The organism is Micromonospora sp. NPDC092111 (assembly GCF_044755745.1).
Classification (GTDB): Bacteria; Actinomycetota; Actinomycetes; order Mycobacteriales; family Micromonosporaceae; genus Micromonospora.
Genome location: NZ_JBIVRQ010000025.1, coordinates 18018 through 35350, shown reverse-complemented (window position 1 = coordinate 35350; position 17333 = coordinate 18018). Strand labels below are relative to the sequence as shown.

The following is a 17333-nucleotide window of genomic DNA, read 5'->3' as shown; positions in this document are numbered from 1 at the left end:
GGCGACGTATACGGGTCGTCGTACGGCTTTAGGCGAGCGTTCAGCCGGCCGACCGTCGGCCAACTCGTCACTCTGGAGTCATCGTGACCGCTCGATCGAGACCCGGACGTCTTCGTCACGGGATCCTGCTACTACTGGCGGCGGTGGTTGCCGCGCCCCTGGGTGCGGTGGCGCCGGTGTCGCCACCGACGCCGGCCTCGGCTGCCCCGTTCCGCCCGGCCGGCAGCGCGGTGCCCACCAGCGCGGTGCCGACCCGGCCCCGGCCGGTCGACCGTACCCCGCTGGTGACCAAGGCTCCCAGCGTGACCTGGCCGAAGGCCGAGGTCGCGGTGGTGATCCCGCCGCCCCCGGAGGAGCGCGCCGCAGCCAGGGCCGACCGCGCGCTGACCGCGCCGAGCCTGCGCCAGGCCGGTGGATCGCCGGTCTCGGTAGCCGCGGACAGCCCGGTACGGGTGGAGGTGCTGGACCGCTCCGCCGCCGCTCGGCGAGGTCCGGCAGGTCTGCTGCTCCGCCTCAGTCACACCGACCAGAAGGCGCGTGAGCTCGGCGTCAGCGTGGACTACTCCGGGTTCCGCAACGCCTTCGGCGGCGACTATGCCGCTCGGCTGCGGCTGGTCAAGGTGCCGGAGTGCGCCGCCACCGAGGACGTCGGGTGCGGCCGGGGGCAATCGGTGGTGACCCGCAACGACGCCCGGGCGGGCACCCTCACCGCCCGGGTCTCCGACGGCCTCTACGCGGTGACCGCCGGCGCGGCCGGCGCGACCGGCAGCTACGGGCCCACCTCGCTGGCCCCGTCGGCGACCTGGCAGGTCGGCCTTCAGTCCGGCGACTTCACCTGGTCGTACCCGATGCAGGTGCCGTCGGTGCCCGGCATCGAGCCGGACTTCGGCCTGAACTACTCGTCCGGTGCGGTGGACGGGAAGACCGCCTCCACCAACAACCAGCCCTCCTGGGTCGGCGAGGGCTTCGACCTGCAGGCCGGCTTCATCGAGCGGTCCTACAAGGCGTGCGCCGAGGACGGTCAGGCCGGGGTCAACGACCAGTGCTGGGAGACGGCGAACGCCGTGGTGTCGCTGCCGGGTGTCTCCGGCGAGCTGGTCCGCGACCAGGCCACCGGAGTGTGGCGGGCCGAGGAGGACGACGGCTGGCGGATCGAGCTGTTGACTGGTGCGGACAACGGCGACGAGGGGTCGACCGACCCGGACGACCGCGGCGAGCACTGGAAACTGACCGCCCCGGACGGTACGCAGTACTTCTTCGGCCTGAACCGGCTGCCCGGCTGGTCGTCGGGTCGGGGCGAGACCAACTCCACGTACACGATGCCGGTCTTCGGCAACGAGGCGGGCGAGCCCTGCCACCGGGCGACGTTCGCCGAGTCGTGGTGCCAGCAGGCGTACCGGTGGAACCTCGACTACGTGGTCGACCCGCACGGCGACGCGATGGCGTACTACTACGACCGGGAGATCAACCACTACGGGCGGAACAAGACCCCGGCGGCGGCGACGCCGTACGTGCGGGCCGGCTACCTCAACCGCGTCGAGTACGGGCTGCGCGCGTCGAGCGTCTACACCGTACCGGCGAGCGCCCGGGTGCTCTTCGCCACCGCGCCCCGCTGCCTGCCCGGCTCGGCCTGTCAGGTCGGCCAGCCCGGGGACTTCCCGGACGTACCCCTGGACCAGTCCTGCTCGGGCGGCACGTGCCCGCAGTCGGCACCGACCTTCTGGGGCACCAAGCGGTTGGCGACGGTGACCACCCAGGTCAACCATGGTGGCTTCCAGAACGTCGACTCGTGGAGCCTGACCCACACCTTCCCGGACCCGAAGGACCGCTCCAGCGCCTCCCTCTGGCTGGAGTCGATCGCGCAGAGCGGGCACGTCGGCGGCAGCGCCACCCTGCCCATGATCGACTTCGACCCGTTCTTCACCGCCGAGGGCGGGGGGACCCCGAACCGGGTCGACGGCCTGGACACCCAGGCGGCGATGAACAAGTTCCGGATCGGCGCCGTCAACAACGAGACCGGCGGGCAGACCCAGGTCAGGTACTCACCCACCGGCTGCGTCCGGTCGGCGCTGCCGACCCCGCACTCCAACACCGCACGGTGCTTCCCGGGCTACTACGCCCAGGAGTTCGAGACCCCAACGATCGATTGGTTCCAGAAATACGTGGTCACCGAGGTCGTCGAGACCGACCTGGTCGGCGGCGGTACGCCCGAGGTGACCCGGTACGAGTACGGCACCGACGGCGCCTGGCACTACGACGACGCCGAGTTGACCCCGGATCGGTTCAAGACCTGGGGACAGTGGCGGGGCTTCCAGAAGGTCCGGGAGATCAGCGGCAACGGCGTGGACGCGCCGCAGACGGTGACCGAGCACGTGTTCATGCGCGGGATGCACGGCGACCGCGAGTCGCCCACCGGCGGGACCAAGACGGTCCAGGTGGACGGGCTCGACGACCTGTCCATCCGGCGCGGTTTTTCCCGGGAAACCTCGGTCTACAACGGTGTCGGAGGTGCTCTGGTCTCCCGGTCGGTCAGTGAACCTCTGGAGATCAGGAACACGGCCACCCGGCCCCGGTCGACCGGCACGAACCTGGCGGCGTGGGTGACCGCCGAGCGGTCCGAGCGCAGCACCGAGACCCTGGCCGCCGGTGGCACCCGGACGACCGAGGTGCTGTACCGCTACGACGAGGACGGTCTGCCGATCGAGGTGCACGATCGTGGCGACATCGCGGTCGACGACGACGACGAGTGCACGACCACGACGTACGCGAAGAACCGCACCGCCTGGATCATCGACACGGCGTCCCGATCCACCACCGTGCTCGTGCCCTGCGGTGTCACCGCGAATCTTCCGGCGGACCTGCTCAGCGACGAGCGGATCTACTACGACAACGAGGTCTGGGGCACCCCACCCACCCGGGGTGACGTGACGAAAACGGAGGAGGCCAAGGACTGGTCGAACGGACCGGTCTGGCAGACCGTCGGCAGTGCTGCCCTGGACGCCCACGGCCGCCCGACGTCGAGCACCGACGCGCTCGGCCACACCAGCACGACCACCTACACGCCGACCGTCGGTGGTCCGCTCACCTCGGTCAGCGACACCAACCCGCTGGGGCACACGTCGACCGTGACCCTTGCCCCGCTGACCGAGGACCCGCTCACCGTGGTCGACGCCAACGGTCGGCAGACCGACCTGAGCTACGACCCGCTGGGCCGGTTGACGAAGGTGTGGCTGCCCGGTCGGGCGAAGGCGAGCGCGACGCCGAACCTGGAGTACACCTACGACGTGCGCCGTACCGCTCCGAGCGTGCTCGGCACCCGGACCCTGCTCGGCACCGGGACCGCGTACGCCACCTCGTACCAGCTACTCGACGGATTCCTGCGGGAGCGGCAGACCCAGGAGCAGTCACCGAACATCTCCGGACGGATCGTCACCGACACCTTCTACGACTCCCACGGGCGGGACTGGAAGGAGAACGCCGACTACTACACCGCCGGCCTGCCGGCAAAGGCGCTGGTCGCGGTGGCCGACACCGAGGTGCCGTCGCAGACCCGGACGCTCTACGACGGAGCGGACCGGGAGATCGCGGAGATCCTCTACGACCGCAACGTGGAGAAGTGGCGAACCAGCACCACGTACGGCGGTGACCGGGTGTCGGTCACCCCGCCGGCCGGGGACACCGCCACCACGACGATCCTCGACGCGCACGACCGGACCGTCGAGCTGCGCCAGCACACCGCGGGCATCACCAGTGGCTACGACAGCACCCGCTACGGCTACGACCGGGCCGGGCGGCTCAGCACCGTCACCGACACGGCCGGCAACGTCTGGCGACACTTCTACGACCTGCGCGGCCGCAAGATCCGTACCGAGGACCCGGACGCCGGCACCCAACGGACCGCGTACGACGAGGCGGATCGGCCGGTCAGCACCACTGACGGCCGTAACCGCACGGTGGTCACGGTCTACGACGAGGTGGGCCGGCAGAAAGAGGTGCACGAAAACTCCGCCGCCGGGCCGAAACTGGCCGAGTGGACGTACGACAGCCTGCCCGGCGGCAAGGGACTGGGCACCTCGTCGAAGCGGTACGTCGGTTCCGCCGTCTACGAGAACCAGGTGCTGGGCTACGACCCGGCCGGTCAGCCCACCGGCGTATCGGTCGTGATCCCGGCGGTCGAGGGCGGCCTTGCTCGCTCGTACGACACCACGTTCCGGTACAACGCGGCTGGTCAGGTGACCGACACCAACCTGCCGGCCGCGGGGGACCTCGCCGCCGAGACGGTGAAGTCCTTCTACACCTCGCTGGGCCTGCCCAACTCGCTGCTGTCCACCGGCAACACCTACGTCGCCAGCACCGGCTACGACAACACCGGGGAGTTGGCCCGGTACGTGCTCGGCGCGAGCGGCAAGCAGGTCACCCGGGACTTCGACTACGACGAGACGACCGGGCGACTGACTCGCGCCAAGACCCAGGCACCGGGCACCACGCCGGTCTCCGACGCCACCTACTCCTACGATCCGGCCGGCAACCTCCTGCGTGTCGGCGACACTGTCACCAACGACAACCAGTGCTTCGAGTACGACCAGTTGCGGAGGTTGACTGAAGCGTGGACGCCGGCCGCCGGTGACTGCACGACGGCACGCAGTGCGACGGCACTCGGTGGTCCGGCGGCGTACTGGCACAGCTGGACCTTCGACAAGGTCGGTAACCGGCTGACCGAGGCCCGGCACGCGACTGCCGGAGACACCACCGCCAGCTACACCTATCCGGCCGCCGGTGCGGCCCAGCCGCACACTCTGACATCGGTGCGGACCACCGGTCCGGGCGGGGAACTGACCGACAGTTACCGCTACGACGCCGACGGCAACACCACCGGCCGGACGGTCAACGGCAAGGCGCAGGTGCTGGACTGGGACGCCGAGGGGCACGTCTCCATCATCACGGAGAACGGCAAGACCACCTCGTTCGTCTACGACGCTGAGGGCAACCGGCTGCTGCGCCGCGACGCCACCGGCACCACGCTCTACCTGGGGCACACCGAGGTGCACCAGCCAACCAGCGGCACGGCGACCGCCACCCGCTACTACGCCTACCAGGGCCAGCCGGTGGCCATGCGCAAGGGCGGCCAGGTCTCCTGGCTGACGTCCGACCACCACGGCACCGGTGAGATCGCCATCGACTCGGCCACTATGGCGGTGACCCGTCGACTGCTGACCCCGTATGGCACGGCACGGGGTGGCACCGGCACCTGGCCGGGGGAGCGGGGCTTCGTCGGCGGGAACATCGACCCGGGCACCGGGCTGACCCATCTCGGCGCGCGGGAGTACGACCCGGGGACGGGTCGGTTCATCTCGGTCGACCCGATCATCGACATCGACGATCCACAGCAGATGCACGGGTACGCCTACTCCAGCAACAATCCGACGTCGTTCAGCGACCCGGACGGCTTGAAGCTGATGGCGGACAACAGCGGCAGCGCCAAGGCCAAGCCGAAGGCCAAGAAGCCGGCGCCGGCGAAGAAGAAGGCCGCCCCGAAGAAGGCTGCCCCGAAGAAGAAGGCGAAGTCCTACGCGGCGTCGCCGGCGCAGAAGGCAGCGTACGCGCGGAACAAGTGTGGCGCTTCGTGCGTGAGCGCCGACGGCAAGAAGATGAACAAGAAGGGGGTGAAGGCGTACGAGGCGAAGGAGAAGAAGGCCGCCAAGGAACAGCAGAAGCGCAACGCCACGGCGAAGAAGGCTAGAGCTGACGCCGCAAAGGGCTGCAACGCCGCCTGCCGGCGCGACATCGCGGACAACAAGCCCAAGGCCAAGGCCGCGCCCAAGGCGCCCGCCAAATCGAAACCCAAGAAACCTTTGATCAATACGGAGACAAAGCGTGCCCTGGTACACAAAGCTGCGGGTTTCGGCGTCGGCCTTCTGACAGGGCTCGCGGTCGCGGCGGTCTGTGTCGGCACAGTCGGCATCGGCTGTGCGGTGACGGCTGGGCTGTTTGCGGCCACGGCGATCGGAGTTCCCACTCACCTCGCGGTTGCCCGAGCGATGGACGAGGACATCACAGCACGTAAGGCCGCCAAGTGGCTGCGATCGTCACAAATTGCTGGCCTTACCCAGGGATACAGTTGGGGCAAGTACGGGTTATCTCCCGCGAAAACGGGGATCTATCGTGCCAGGAATGGAAAGATGCCCCCGACCAGAGAGCCTTAACCGGTTGACTGACTGTCCGAGTCGGCGTTGGACCAGCCACTTCCATCGCTCCGACAGGTAGCGGTCACGCGAGCTCTGCGGTCAGCCCGGCCGTGGGCCTCGTTGCATACCCCGGCATGTACGGCCTGCTGTACGCCGACCTCGCACGCTGAGCCCGGCCCGTCCTCCACGACGGGTCGGGCTCAGTCGTCGCGGAGGTTGGCATGCGCGTTGTCCGTAGGGGCTTGCTGGTGGCGGCGCTTGTCGTCACGGCACTGCCGGTGCTCGGGTCACCGGCCCGGTCCGCCGCCCCGCCCACCGAGCGGCCGGGCGCGCTGGTGCCCGTCGCCCCCCGAGGCGAGGACGTCTCCCGGAAGCTCGCCGCCCGCCCCGTGCCGCCGGTGGTCTGGCCCGAGGCGGGGCGCGTCGACGTCGACCGGGGTGCCGCCCCGGTGCGGGCCGGTCGACTGCCGGTCCGGGTGGCCGCCGCCGACGGACGCGCGGGTCGGGTGGGCGTCGAGGTGCTGGACCGCGCGGCCACCGCCCGGGCGCAGGTGAACGGTCTGGTGGTCACGGTCCGGCACGCGGCCACCGACGAGGACCGCACACCCCGCCGCTCGACCGTCGACATCGACTACTCCGGCTTCCGGGGCGCGTTCGGCGGCGACTACGCCGCCCGGCTGCGCCTGGTCAAGCTGCCCGACTGCGCCCCGAGCGCCGGCCCGGCCTGCGGTAAGAGCCAACCGGTTGCGGCCACGAACGATCAGGGTGCGGGTCGGGTCTCGGCCCGGGTCACCGACGGGACGTACGCGCTGACCGCCGGGGCGAGCGGCGCGGCCGGCAGCTTCAAGCCCACCTCGCTGTCGCCGTCGGCGACCTGGCAGGTCGGCCCGCAGTCCGGCGACTTCCAGTGGTCGTATCCGCTGCGGACGCCGCAACTGCCCGGTGGTGCCCCGGAGTTGGGGTTGGACTACTCGTCCGGGCGGGTCGACGGCCGCACGGCCGCCACCAACAACCAGCCGTCCTGGGCCGGTGAGGGCTTCGAGCTGCAACCCGGCTTCATCGAGCGGTCGTACCAGCCCTGCGTCGAGGACGGCCAGGCCGGCGTCGGCGACCTCTGCTGGGCGACGAACGGTGCGGGGCGGCTGGTGCAGAGCGCCACGGTCTCGCTTCCCGGCCTCAGCAGCGAGCTGGTTCGCGACGACGCCACCGGCGCCTGGCGGGCCGAGCAGGACGAGGGTTGGCGTACCGAGCTGTTGACCGGCGCGGTCAACGGCGACGAGGGCTCACCCAGCCCGGACGACCGGGGCGAGTACTGGCGAATGACCGCGCCGGACGGCACGCAGTACTACTTCGGCCGCAACCGGATGCCGGGTTGGACCGCCGGTGCGCCCGAGACCAACTCGACCCTCACCGTGCCGGTCTTCGGTAACCACGCCGATGAGCCGTGCAAGGGCAGCTCCTTCGCGACGTCGTGGTGCCAGCAGGCGTACCGGTGGATGGTGGATTTTGTGGTCACCCCGCACGGCGACGTGACCACCTACCACTACGACCGCGAGACCAACAACTACGGCCGCAACGCCACCCCCGGCAACCCGACGCCGTACGTCCGGGCCGCCACCGTCTCTCGCATCGAGTACGGGAAACGCCTGGAGACGCTCTACACCGCGCCGGCGGGGGCGCGGGTGCGGTTCGACAGCGCCGAGCGGTGCCGCCCCGGGTCGGCCTGTCAGCAGTCGCAGCCCTCGGACTTCCCGGACACCCCGCTGGACCAGGGGTGCACCTCGCAGTGTTCCGTGTCGACGCCGACCTTCTGGAGCACCAAACGGTTGGCGAAGGTGACCACCCAGGTCAACGACGGCGGTTACCGGGACGTCGACTCCTGGAGCCTGACCCACTCCTTTCCGAAACCAGACGACCGCTCCGACGCCTCCCTCTGGCTGGAGTCGATCGTGCACACCGGTCACGTCCGCGGCACCGCGAGCATGCCCGCCGTCGACTTCGATCCGGGCACCACGCCCGAGGGGGAGGGCACCCCGAACCGGATCGACACCGTGGGCGACACTCAGGCCGCGATGCGGAAGTTCCGGCTCGGCGTGATCCGCAACGAGACCGGCGGTCGGACCGAGATCAGCTACGCCGCGACCGACTGCCGGCCGGACGCGCTGCCGACGCCGGACTCGAACACGGCCCGCTGCTTCCCGGTCTACTGGTCGACCGAGTTGGCCACCCCGACCCGGGACTGGTTCGCCAAGTACCTGGTCACCAAGGTCACCGAGACCGACCTGGTCGGCGGGGAGAGCACCAACCCCAAGATCACCGAGTACGAGTACGACGGCTCGGCAGCCTGGCACCACGACGACGCCGAACTCGTCCCCGACCGGTACAAGTCGTGGGGGCAGTGGCGCGGCTACCAGCGGGTCCGCATCCGCGCCGGTCACCCCGGCGACGGTCCCCGCACCCTGACCGAACACGTCTACCTGCGGGGCATGAACGGCGACCGCAAAGCCGACGGCACCACCAAGAACGTGACGATCGACGAGCTCCCGGACGACGCGCCGCTGCGGGGGTTCGCCCGGCAGACCACCGTCTTCGACGGCGACAGCACGACGGTGCTCTCCCGTACCGTGGCGCAGCCGATGCAGTTGCCGGTCAGCGCGACCCGCGACCGCGCCGGCACCCCGCTGCGCGCCCGGGTCACCCAGATCAAGTCCAGCACCGCCACGACGATGCTGCCCACCGGCAATCGGGTCACCGAGCAGCGCTATCACTACAACGGCTACGGGCTGCTCACCGGGACGCACGACCTCGGCGACGTGGCCCTGCCCGGCGACGACACCTGCGAGGTGCAGACCTATGCCGTCAACGAGACGAACTGGATCCTGAACACCCGGTCCCGACAGCACACGGTGGCGGGGGACTGCGACAGCACCGAGGTGTTGACCGATCGCCGATTTTTCCACGACCAGGCCGCCGATTGGGGGAGCCCGCCGACGAAGGGTGACGTCACCCGGGTCGAGGAGGGCACCGAGTCGGGCTACCAGGTGACCGAGCGCAGCACGTTCGACGACCACGGCCGCCCGTTGGATCGACGTGACGCCTCCGGCGACCTGACCCGTACCGCGTACACCCCGGCGGTTGGGGGGCCGCTGACCAGCACCGCGGTGACCGACCCGGCGGGGTTCACCGTCACCACCACGACCGATCCGCTGCTCGGGCAGCCGGTGTCGACGCGGGACGCCAACGGTGCCGTGACGACGAACGCGTACGACCCGCTCGGCCGACTGACCTCGGTGTGGCTGCCCGGCCGGGCGACCACCGCGACGCCGAACCACCGCTACTCCTACCTGGTCCCGGGCACCGGTCCGAGCGTCGTCACGAGCCAACAACTGGTCGGCACCGGGGCGGCCTACCGGACCAGCACCGAACTCTTCGACGGGTTCCTGCGGAGCCGCCAGGTGCAGCAGCCGGCTCCGGGCGGCGGTCGGATCCTGACCGACACCCGCTACGACTCGCACGGCCGGGTGGCCCGCACGTCGGCGCCGCGCTTCGACAGCGGGGCACCCGGCACCGGGCTGGTCGCCCAGCCGGCCGTGCTGGCGGCGGAGACCCGGCTCGGCTACGACGGCGCCGGCCGGCAGAGCACCGAGGTGCTCTACGGCCAGGGCGTGGAGAAGTGGCGGACCAGCACCAGCCACGGCGGTGACCGGGTCTCGGTCGACCCGCCGGACGGTGGCACCGCCACGGTGGAGATCCGGGACGCCCGCGACCGGACGGTGGAGCTGCGCCAGTTCCTCGGCGGCGCACCGAGCGGTGCGTACCAGTCGACCCGGTACGCGTACACGTTGACCGGTCAACTCGCCACGATCACCGACCACGCCGGCAACGTGTGGCGCTACGGCTACGACCGGCGGGGCCGGCAGGTGCGCGCCGAGACGCCGAACTCCGGCATCCGCTCGACCAGCTACGACGCCGAGGGGCGGGTGCTGACCAGCACCGACGGCAACGGCCGGACACTGGGCTACGACTACGACCAGTTGGGCCGCCGCACGGCGGTGCGCGAGGGCACCACCACCCTCGCGAGTTGGGCGTACGACACCGCGACAAACGGTCGAGGTCGGCTGGCCAGCAGCACCCGGCACGCCGCCACCGGCGACATCGTCACCGGTGTGAGCGGGTACGACCTGCGCGGTCGGCTCACCGGCACGGCGCTCACCGTGAGCGAGCCGGGACTGGCCGGCACCTACCGGACCGGACACGTCTGGTACGAGGACGACCAGCCGTACACCGCCACGCTGACCCTGCCGGTGGCGAACCTGGGCGGACTGCCGACGACCGAGACGCTGCGGCACGGCTACGAGGCCAGCGGGTTGCCGACCACCCTGCTCGGTCAGAGCAGCTACGTCGCGGCCACCACCTACACCCGCACCGGTGAAGTGGAGTCGTACCAGCTCGGCGCGACCGGTAGGCAGGTCACCCGGGTGTTCGGGTACGACCCGGTGACCCGGCTGCTGACCCGCGCCGAGACCCGCCGGCAGGGCCAGAGCGCCGCCGCCGACGTCTCGTACTCCTACGACCAGGTCGGCGGGGTGACCCGGATCGCCGACGCGGCCAACGCGGACACCCAGTGCCTGCGCTACGACGGCCTGCGCCGGCTCGTCGAAGGGTGGACACCCGCCGGCGGCGACTGCGCGACGGCACCGAGCGTCGCCGGCCTGGGCGGACCGGCCCGCTACTGGGACTCGTGGAGCTTCGACGACGCGGGCAACCGGGCCGCCGAGATTCGCCGCGGCGCCGCCGGGCAGAGCACCCGCACCTACTCCTACCCGGCGGCGGGCAGCGGACAGCCGCACACGCTGCGCTCGGTCCGCACCGACGGCCCGGCCGGCACCCGGACCGACACCTTCAGCTACGACGCCGACGGCAACACCCTGACCCGACCTGGGCAACAGCTCGGCTGGGACGTCGAGGGCCGGCTCGCCACGGTCACCGCCGCCGGCCGGACCTCCTCCTTCGGGTACGACGCCGACGGCAACCGGGTGCTGCGCCGCGACGCCAGCGGCACCACGCTCTACGTCGGTGACACCGAACTGCACCGCGACCCGGCCGGCGTGGTGACCGGCACCCGCTACTACCGGCACAACGGCAGCACCGTGGCGCTGCGTCGGGGTGGCACCGTGAGCTGGCTCGCCAGCGACCATCACGGGACGGCGGAAACCCTGCTCGACTCGACCACGCTGGCCGCGACCAGCCGGCTGCTCGGCCCGTACGGCCAGCCCCGGGCCACCGTCGACGGCTGGGTCGGTGACCGGGGCTTCGTCGGTGGCAGCGCCGACCCGGACAGCGGGCTGGTGCAGCTCGGCGCCCGGCAGTACGACTCGGACACCGGGCGGTTCGTCTCGGTCGACCCGGTCACCGACGTCGCAGATCCGCAGCAGTTGGGCGGCTACGCGTACGCGAACAACAACCCGGTCACGTTCACCGACCCGGACGGGCTGCTCACCAAGAAGAAGACCGTGGAGCACTCGCTGATCCGCACCACCCAGAAGCTGGACAAGCCGGCCAAGACCTCGACGAAGAGCAGCATCACCATCGGCGCGACCGCCACCCGGAGCACCAAATCCCTGCTCACCAGCAGCAAGGAACGGCTGCACCGGGCCGTCGAGTACCGGGCGGCCACCTATGTGGACTGGGAGTTCGAGGTCGGCGGGGACGTCTTCACCTGGGAGGACAGGCCAAGCGGCGCCAGCAGCGGTGTCTACTTCGAGGGCTACCGCCGGAACGACGGCTACTACACCGTCGACGACTACTACGACGACTACTACGACGACTACGAGGTGCCGGTCGTGCAGTACGAGGAGCGATCCTGCGTCGGGTGGAACCAGTGCCTCTATCCGCGTCCGATCGAGCAGAGCGTGGTGTGGGAGTCGGCCTCCGCACTGGACACCGTGGCGCGGTACCGCTCGGTGCCCGCCGTGCCGGCGCCGACGACGTACCGCGTCACCGAACCGTCCGGTTGGGCGAGCCCGGTCTCCTGGCTCGACCTGCCCTCCGAGCACCGGCTCGACCTGCCGACGTTCTCCTGGCGGCGGTCGTGACCCGCCGGCGGCTCTGGCTGCTCTGCGGGCTGGTGCTCGCGGTCATCGTCGCCGGGCTGACGTTTCCCCGGTCGCCGGCATCCACCGCGCCGGGTAGCGGCGTCGTGGTCGGCCCCCCGGCTGCACCGCCGGCCGTGCCCGCCGCGGTCCGGGCAGCCCGCAGCGGTACGCGTGTGGAACTGCCCGAGCAGACGACCGCGACCAGGCAGGTATTCGTGAATCCGGACGGCACCTTCACTGCCGAGATCAGTCAGCGGCCCGAGCGGGTCCGCCGGGGCGAGGACTGGGTGCCGGTGGACACCCGGCTGCGGGCCCGGCCGGACGGCACCGTCGCACCCGTCGCGGCGGCCGGACTGACCCTCTCGGGCGGCGGGTCCACCCCGCTGGCCACCCTGGCGGTGGGTGGCGGCCGGCTCGAACTGAGTTGGCCGGCGCCGCTGCCCGCACCGGTGCTGGTCGGGGAGACCGCCACCTACGTCGACGTCCTGCCGGGAGTGGACCTGCGCGTGCAGGCCACCGCGACCGGCTTCACGCACGTGCTGGTGGTCAGGACCGCCGAGGCCGCCCGCCAGCCGGCGTTGCGCCGGTACTCCTTCGGGCTGCGGACGACGAAGCTGACCGCGAAGCGCAACGCCGCCGGTGGCCTGCTGGTCACCGACCGGGCCGGGCGGACCGTCCTCAGCTCCGGCAGTGCCTGGATGTGGGACTCCACGACGGCCGCCGACGGGTCGGACCGGGCGAACCGGCGGGCCCCGATCGCGCTGGAGTTGACCGGTGACCGGCTCACGCTGGTGCCGGACCCGGCGCTGCTGCTCGATCCGGCGGTGCGATTTCCGCTCTACCTGGACCCAGAGTTGACAAGTGGGCAGGAGCACTGGCTGATGGTGCAGAAGGACCTGCCGAACCAGAACTGGTGGGACAGCACCCAGTTCCGTCCGCAGGTTGGCCGCGACCCACGGGAGTCGAGCACCGACCGGTTCCGGTCCTACTTCGAGATGGACACGTCCGGGGTGGCCGGTAGGGACATCATCGAAGCGGAGTTCAGCATTCCGGTCACCTGGTCGTGGTCGTGTACCAAGGAGCCGCTGCACCTCTTTCACACCGCGCCGATCACGTCGGCGATGAACTGGACCACCGCTCCGCCGCTGCTCGCCGATCGCAGGTTGGCTACCGCCACCGAGGCGTACGGCGGTGAGGGTACCGGCTGCCAGGTGCCGAATGACATAGAACTCACCGCCACCAGAGCGGTGGCCGAGGCGGCATCCGTCCGGGCCCGCACCCTGACCCTGGGTCTCGCCTCCGACGAGTCGAGCGGTGCGAACGGTGCCAAGGAGTTCCTTCCGCAGGCGAAACTCACGATCACGTACAACAATGTGCCGGAAGCTCCCGAACTCGGCGGCTGCACCGACAACTCGGCCGGCTATCTCACCAGCGACCAACCGACCCTGACCGCCGTGCCGCTGGACGGCGACTGGGAGGGCCAGGTCCTCTCGGTGGCCTTCCAGTGGGCGGACAGCGCCGGACGACTGCTCGGCGAGGCACCTGGCAACCAGGCGGTGCTCTCCGGCAACCCGGTGACCGCCCGGATCAGCACCGTACTCACCGAGGGGGCCACCTACCAGTGGCGGGCGCGTACCCAGGATTCCCGGACGGCGGGACCCTGGAGCGCTTGGTGCCGGTTCGTCCTCGACGCCCAACCGCCGGTGGTCGCGCCGACGGTGACCTCACCGATCTTCGTGACCGATGGGGTCGCCGGGCGGACGTACGAGCCGGGCGAGGTCCGTTTCGGCGCCAACGGCGCCGCCGATGTGGTCGCCTTCCGCTATTCGGTGAACGAGAAGGAGCAGCCGGACGCGCCGGCGGTCAGCGGGCAGGCCCGGGTCCAGGTGACACCGACCCGCGGCCACAACACCCTGCGGGTACGCGGGGTGGACCGAGCCGGACTGCTGGGTCCGGAGACCAGCTTCGACTTCGAGACCGACGACACGCAGTTGACTCCTCCCGTCGCGAATTGGTCGATGGAGGACTACGGGAGCGAGGCGTGGGACGTTCCCGGCGGGATCCACAACGCCACACTGACCGGGGCGGCCACCTTCGGTGCGGGCCGAGGGTCCGGCGGTCTGGAGTTGGACGGTTCGGAGCAGACCTACGCCCGTACCGCCGGCCCGGTGGTCCGCACCGACGCCAGCTTCACCGCGATGGCCTGGGTCAAGCTGACCAGGGACGACGACTGGTTCACCGCGCTGGGCCAGTCGGGCGTACGGTTCCCCGGCTTCGAGCTGGAGTACAATCTATGGCCGCGAGGCTGGGTCTTCGAGATGGCCACCTCCGACAGCACCGACAGTCAGGTGCCGGTGAACGTCGCCGCGGCCAGTGGCATCACCGCCCAGCTCGACGTCTGGACCCACCTGACCGGCGTGTACGACCACCAGGCCGGACAACTGCGGCTCTACGTCAACGGCACGTTGGCCGGTACCGCGGCGCACCGCAGCACGTGGAACGCGACCGGACCGGTCAACATCGGCAGCGGCTACTGGCACGGCGCGCACCCGGCTCGGTGGGCGGGCAGCCTCGACGACGTACGGATCTTCGCTCGGGTGACCAGCGAGGCGGAGATCCGCGAGGTGATGGCCGGGGAGCCGTGGGGGCCGGAGGCCCGTTGGCACCTGGAGGAGACCGAGGGGCGGACCGCTGTCGACGAGACCGGCAACACGCACACCCTCGCGGTGGCCACCACCGGGCAGCCGTGGGGGCCGGGGCGTAACGGTGGCGGTCTGCACCTCGACGGCGACGGGGACATGGCCTGGGCACCCGGCCCGGTGGTCCGTACCGACCGCAGCTTCACCGCCGCCGCCTGGGTGAAGCTGACCCGCGACGACACCACCGGCACCGTCCTGAGCCAGGACGGCAAGACGTCCAGCGGCTTCACGCTGCGCTACGACGCCGGGGCGCGACGCTGGTCCTTCGCGATGGCCCGGGCCGACGCGGCCGACGGACAGTTCTGGCCGGCGGTGCACTCGGCGGTCGCGCCGGTGCTCAACGAGTGGACCCACCTGGCCGGGGTCTACGACCACGACCAGGGCCAGCTCCGGCTCTATGTCAACGGGGCGCTCTCCGGGACGCTGGCGCACCGCAGCACGTGGAACGCGGCCGGCCAGTCGCTGATCGGGCGGGGCCGCAACAACGGTTGGCATGTGGAGTGGTGGGCCGGGGCGATCGACGAGCCGGTGCTGACCGCTGGGGCGCTGTCCCAGGGAGAGATCTTCGGCCTGCTCGGTGACAATCTGGAGGGCTCTGGCGGGGAGTGGGACTTCGAGCCCGAGCCGACCGGCATGTCCACCATGGCGCGCATGGATCGGACCGGCAACCGGCACAGCATCACCATCGGCCCGGGGGTGGACCGTACGGTCGCCGGCTACGGGACGAGCGGGAAGGGCCTCGGGTTCGACGGCACCGGCGGGTACGCGAGCACGGCCGGCCCGGTCGTGCGGACCACCGAGAGTTTCACCGTCGCCGCCTGGGTCAAGCTGACCGACGTCGGGGGACGCCGGGTGGCGGTGAGTCAACAGGCCACCCAGAGCAGCGGCTTCAGCCTGGAGTACAGCCAGGAGAGGAACCGGTGGGCGTTCACCGTTCCCCATGACGACCGGAGCATGCCGAGCATGGACCGGGTCTCGACGGTGGTCTCCACCGCCGCGCCGCAGTTGGGTATCTGGACTCATCTGACCGGCGTCTACGACAAGGCGGCGAGTCAACTCCGGCTCTACGTCAATGGTCGGCTCGCCGGTGTCCCGCAGACCCACACCCGGCCCTGGTCGGCGCGGGGACCGTTGCAGATCGGCCGGGCCTGGTGGAACGGTGGCTGGCAGGCGCCCTGGAAGGGGGTCGTCGACCAGGTCCGGGTGCTCGACCGAGCCGCGGGCATCGACGAGGTGCGCGCCCTCGCCGGCATCGCCGCCCCGCCGGAGCCCGGCCCGCTGCGGCTCTTCGCCCAGCATGCCAACCTCTGCCTGGGCGAGAATCCCCTGGACACCGTCGGCCACCTCTTCCTGACCGCCTGCCGGGACGCCATCCCGGACCTGTCGTTCCAACTCGCCGGCGACGACCTGTACCGGATCATGACGGCGCATCCGCAGCACGGGACGGGCTGCACCGGCGTGGTGGGCAACTCCACGGCTGTCGGTGCGCGGTTGGAGAACGACTACTGCGTCGACCGAAAGCCGGAGCGGCTGACCCGGTTCCGGCTGATCCCGGTGTTCGGCCCGACGTTGCACGGGCACCTGGTCAAGGTGGAGCACAGCGGCCTCTGTGTCGGTGTGGCCGGCAACGCGACCGCGCCCGGTTCGGTCGCCGTTCAGCTGACCTGTGACCCGTCCGCCCCGGGCCAGGTCTTCGACCTGCAACGTGTACCCGACGACGGCATGCCGGCCCCGGGTGCCACGCAGATCCGGTCGGTGCACTCCGGGCTCTGCGTGGGTGAGGTCCCCGGCGACCCGAACCACCTTCTGCAGCAGGCATCGTGCGCCACCGCGTCGCCGCCGATGCGAGTAGAGGCGGCCGGGCAGGGCCGGTACTGGATCAAGAGCACGCACCCGGTCAACGGGGTGGGCTGCACCCTGGTGCTGAGCCCGACCACCGCCGTGGGAAGCGCGGTCGCCGACGGCGCCTGCCCGGCCGACGTCAGCGCGGCACACCGGTTCCGATTGGAGCCGGTCAGCGCGCCGCTCGCCGGCTATCTGATCCGCCCGTTGCAGAGCGGGCACTGTCTGGGCATCGTCGGCAGCTCCACGACGGCCGGCGCCCGTCTAGTGCAGCAGGCGTGCGACCCGACCGCCCGGGGGCAGGTCTTCGAGTTCCGGCCACCGGGAACAGCACCGTAGGGGGTGGGCGGCTCTGCTTCCGGAGTGGCAGCGCCGCCCACCGTCACCTGAGATCGAAGGGGAAGCTTCCCAGTCACGCTATGAATACCGGATCGTTCAAGGTCGAGCTGCCCGGCCACGTGGCGATAGTGTTCAAGTCGCAGCTTTGGTAGTGCTCGCAGGTCCGGTGTGAG

Annotated in this window: 3 protein-coding genes; all 3 read left to right on the top strand. The window is 70.8% G+C overall.

Annotation, left to right across the window (positions count from 1 at the left end; translation table 11 throughout):
- Nucleotides 1-176 precede the first annotated feature (176 nt).
- The 3 genes from ACIQG9_RS28190 to ACIQG9_RS28180 all read left to right on the top strand — a co-directional run bounded on the left by ACIQG9_RS28190 (nucleotide 177) and on the right by ACIQG9_RS28180 (nucleotide 17160).
- Nucleotides 177-6203 carry an RHS repeat-associated core domain-containing protein gene (locus tag ACIQG9_RS28190; protein ID WP_400408096.1) on the top strand — a complete coding sequence of 2009 codons (6027 nt, stop codon included), beginning with the start codon at nucleotides 177-179 and terminating at the stop codon, nucleotides 6201-6203.
- Between the two features lie 203 nt (nucleotides 6204-6406).
- Nucleotides 6407-12280 carry an RHS repeat-associated core domain-containing protein gene (locus ACIQG9_RS28185; protein ID WP_400408094.1) on the top strand — a complete coding sequence of 1958 codons (5874 nt, stop codon included), beginning with the start codon at nucleotides 6407-6409 and terminating at the stop codon, nucleotides 12278-12280.
- On the top strand, nucleotides 12277-17160 hold the full coding sequence (locus tag ACIQG9_RS28180) for a LamG-like jellyroll fold domain-containing protein (protein ID WP_400408093.1): 4884 nt from the start codon (nucleotides 12277-12279) through the stop codon (nucleotides 17158-17160). Before ACIQG9_RS28185 ends, ACIQG9_RS28180 begins: the two co-directional genes overlap by 4 nt.
- Nucleotides 17161-17333 lie beyond the last annotated feature (173 nt).

Coding starts and splice junctions, on each gene's coding strand:
- ACIQG9_RS28185 (WP_400408094.1), top strand. CDS start 6,407: ATGCGCGTTGTCCGTAGGGGCTTGCTGGTGGCGGCGCTTGTCGTCACG.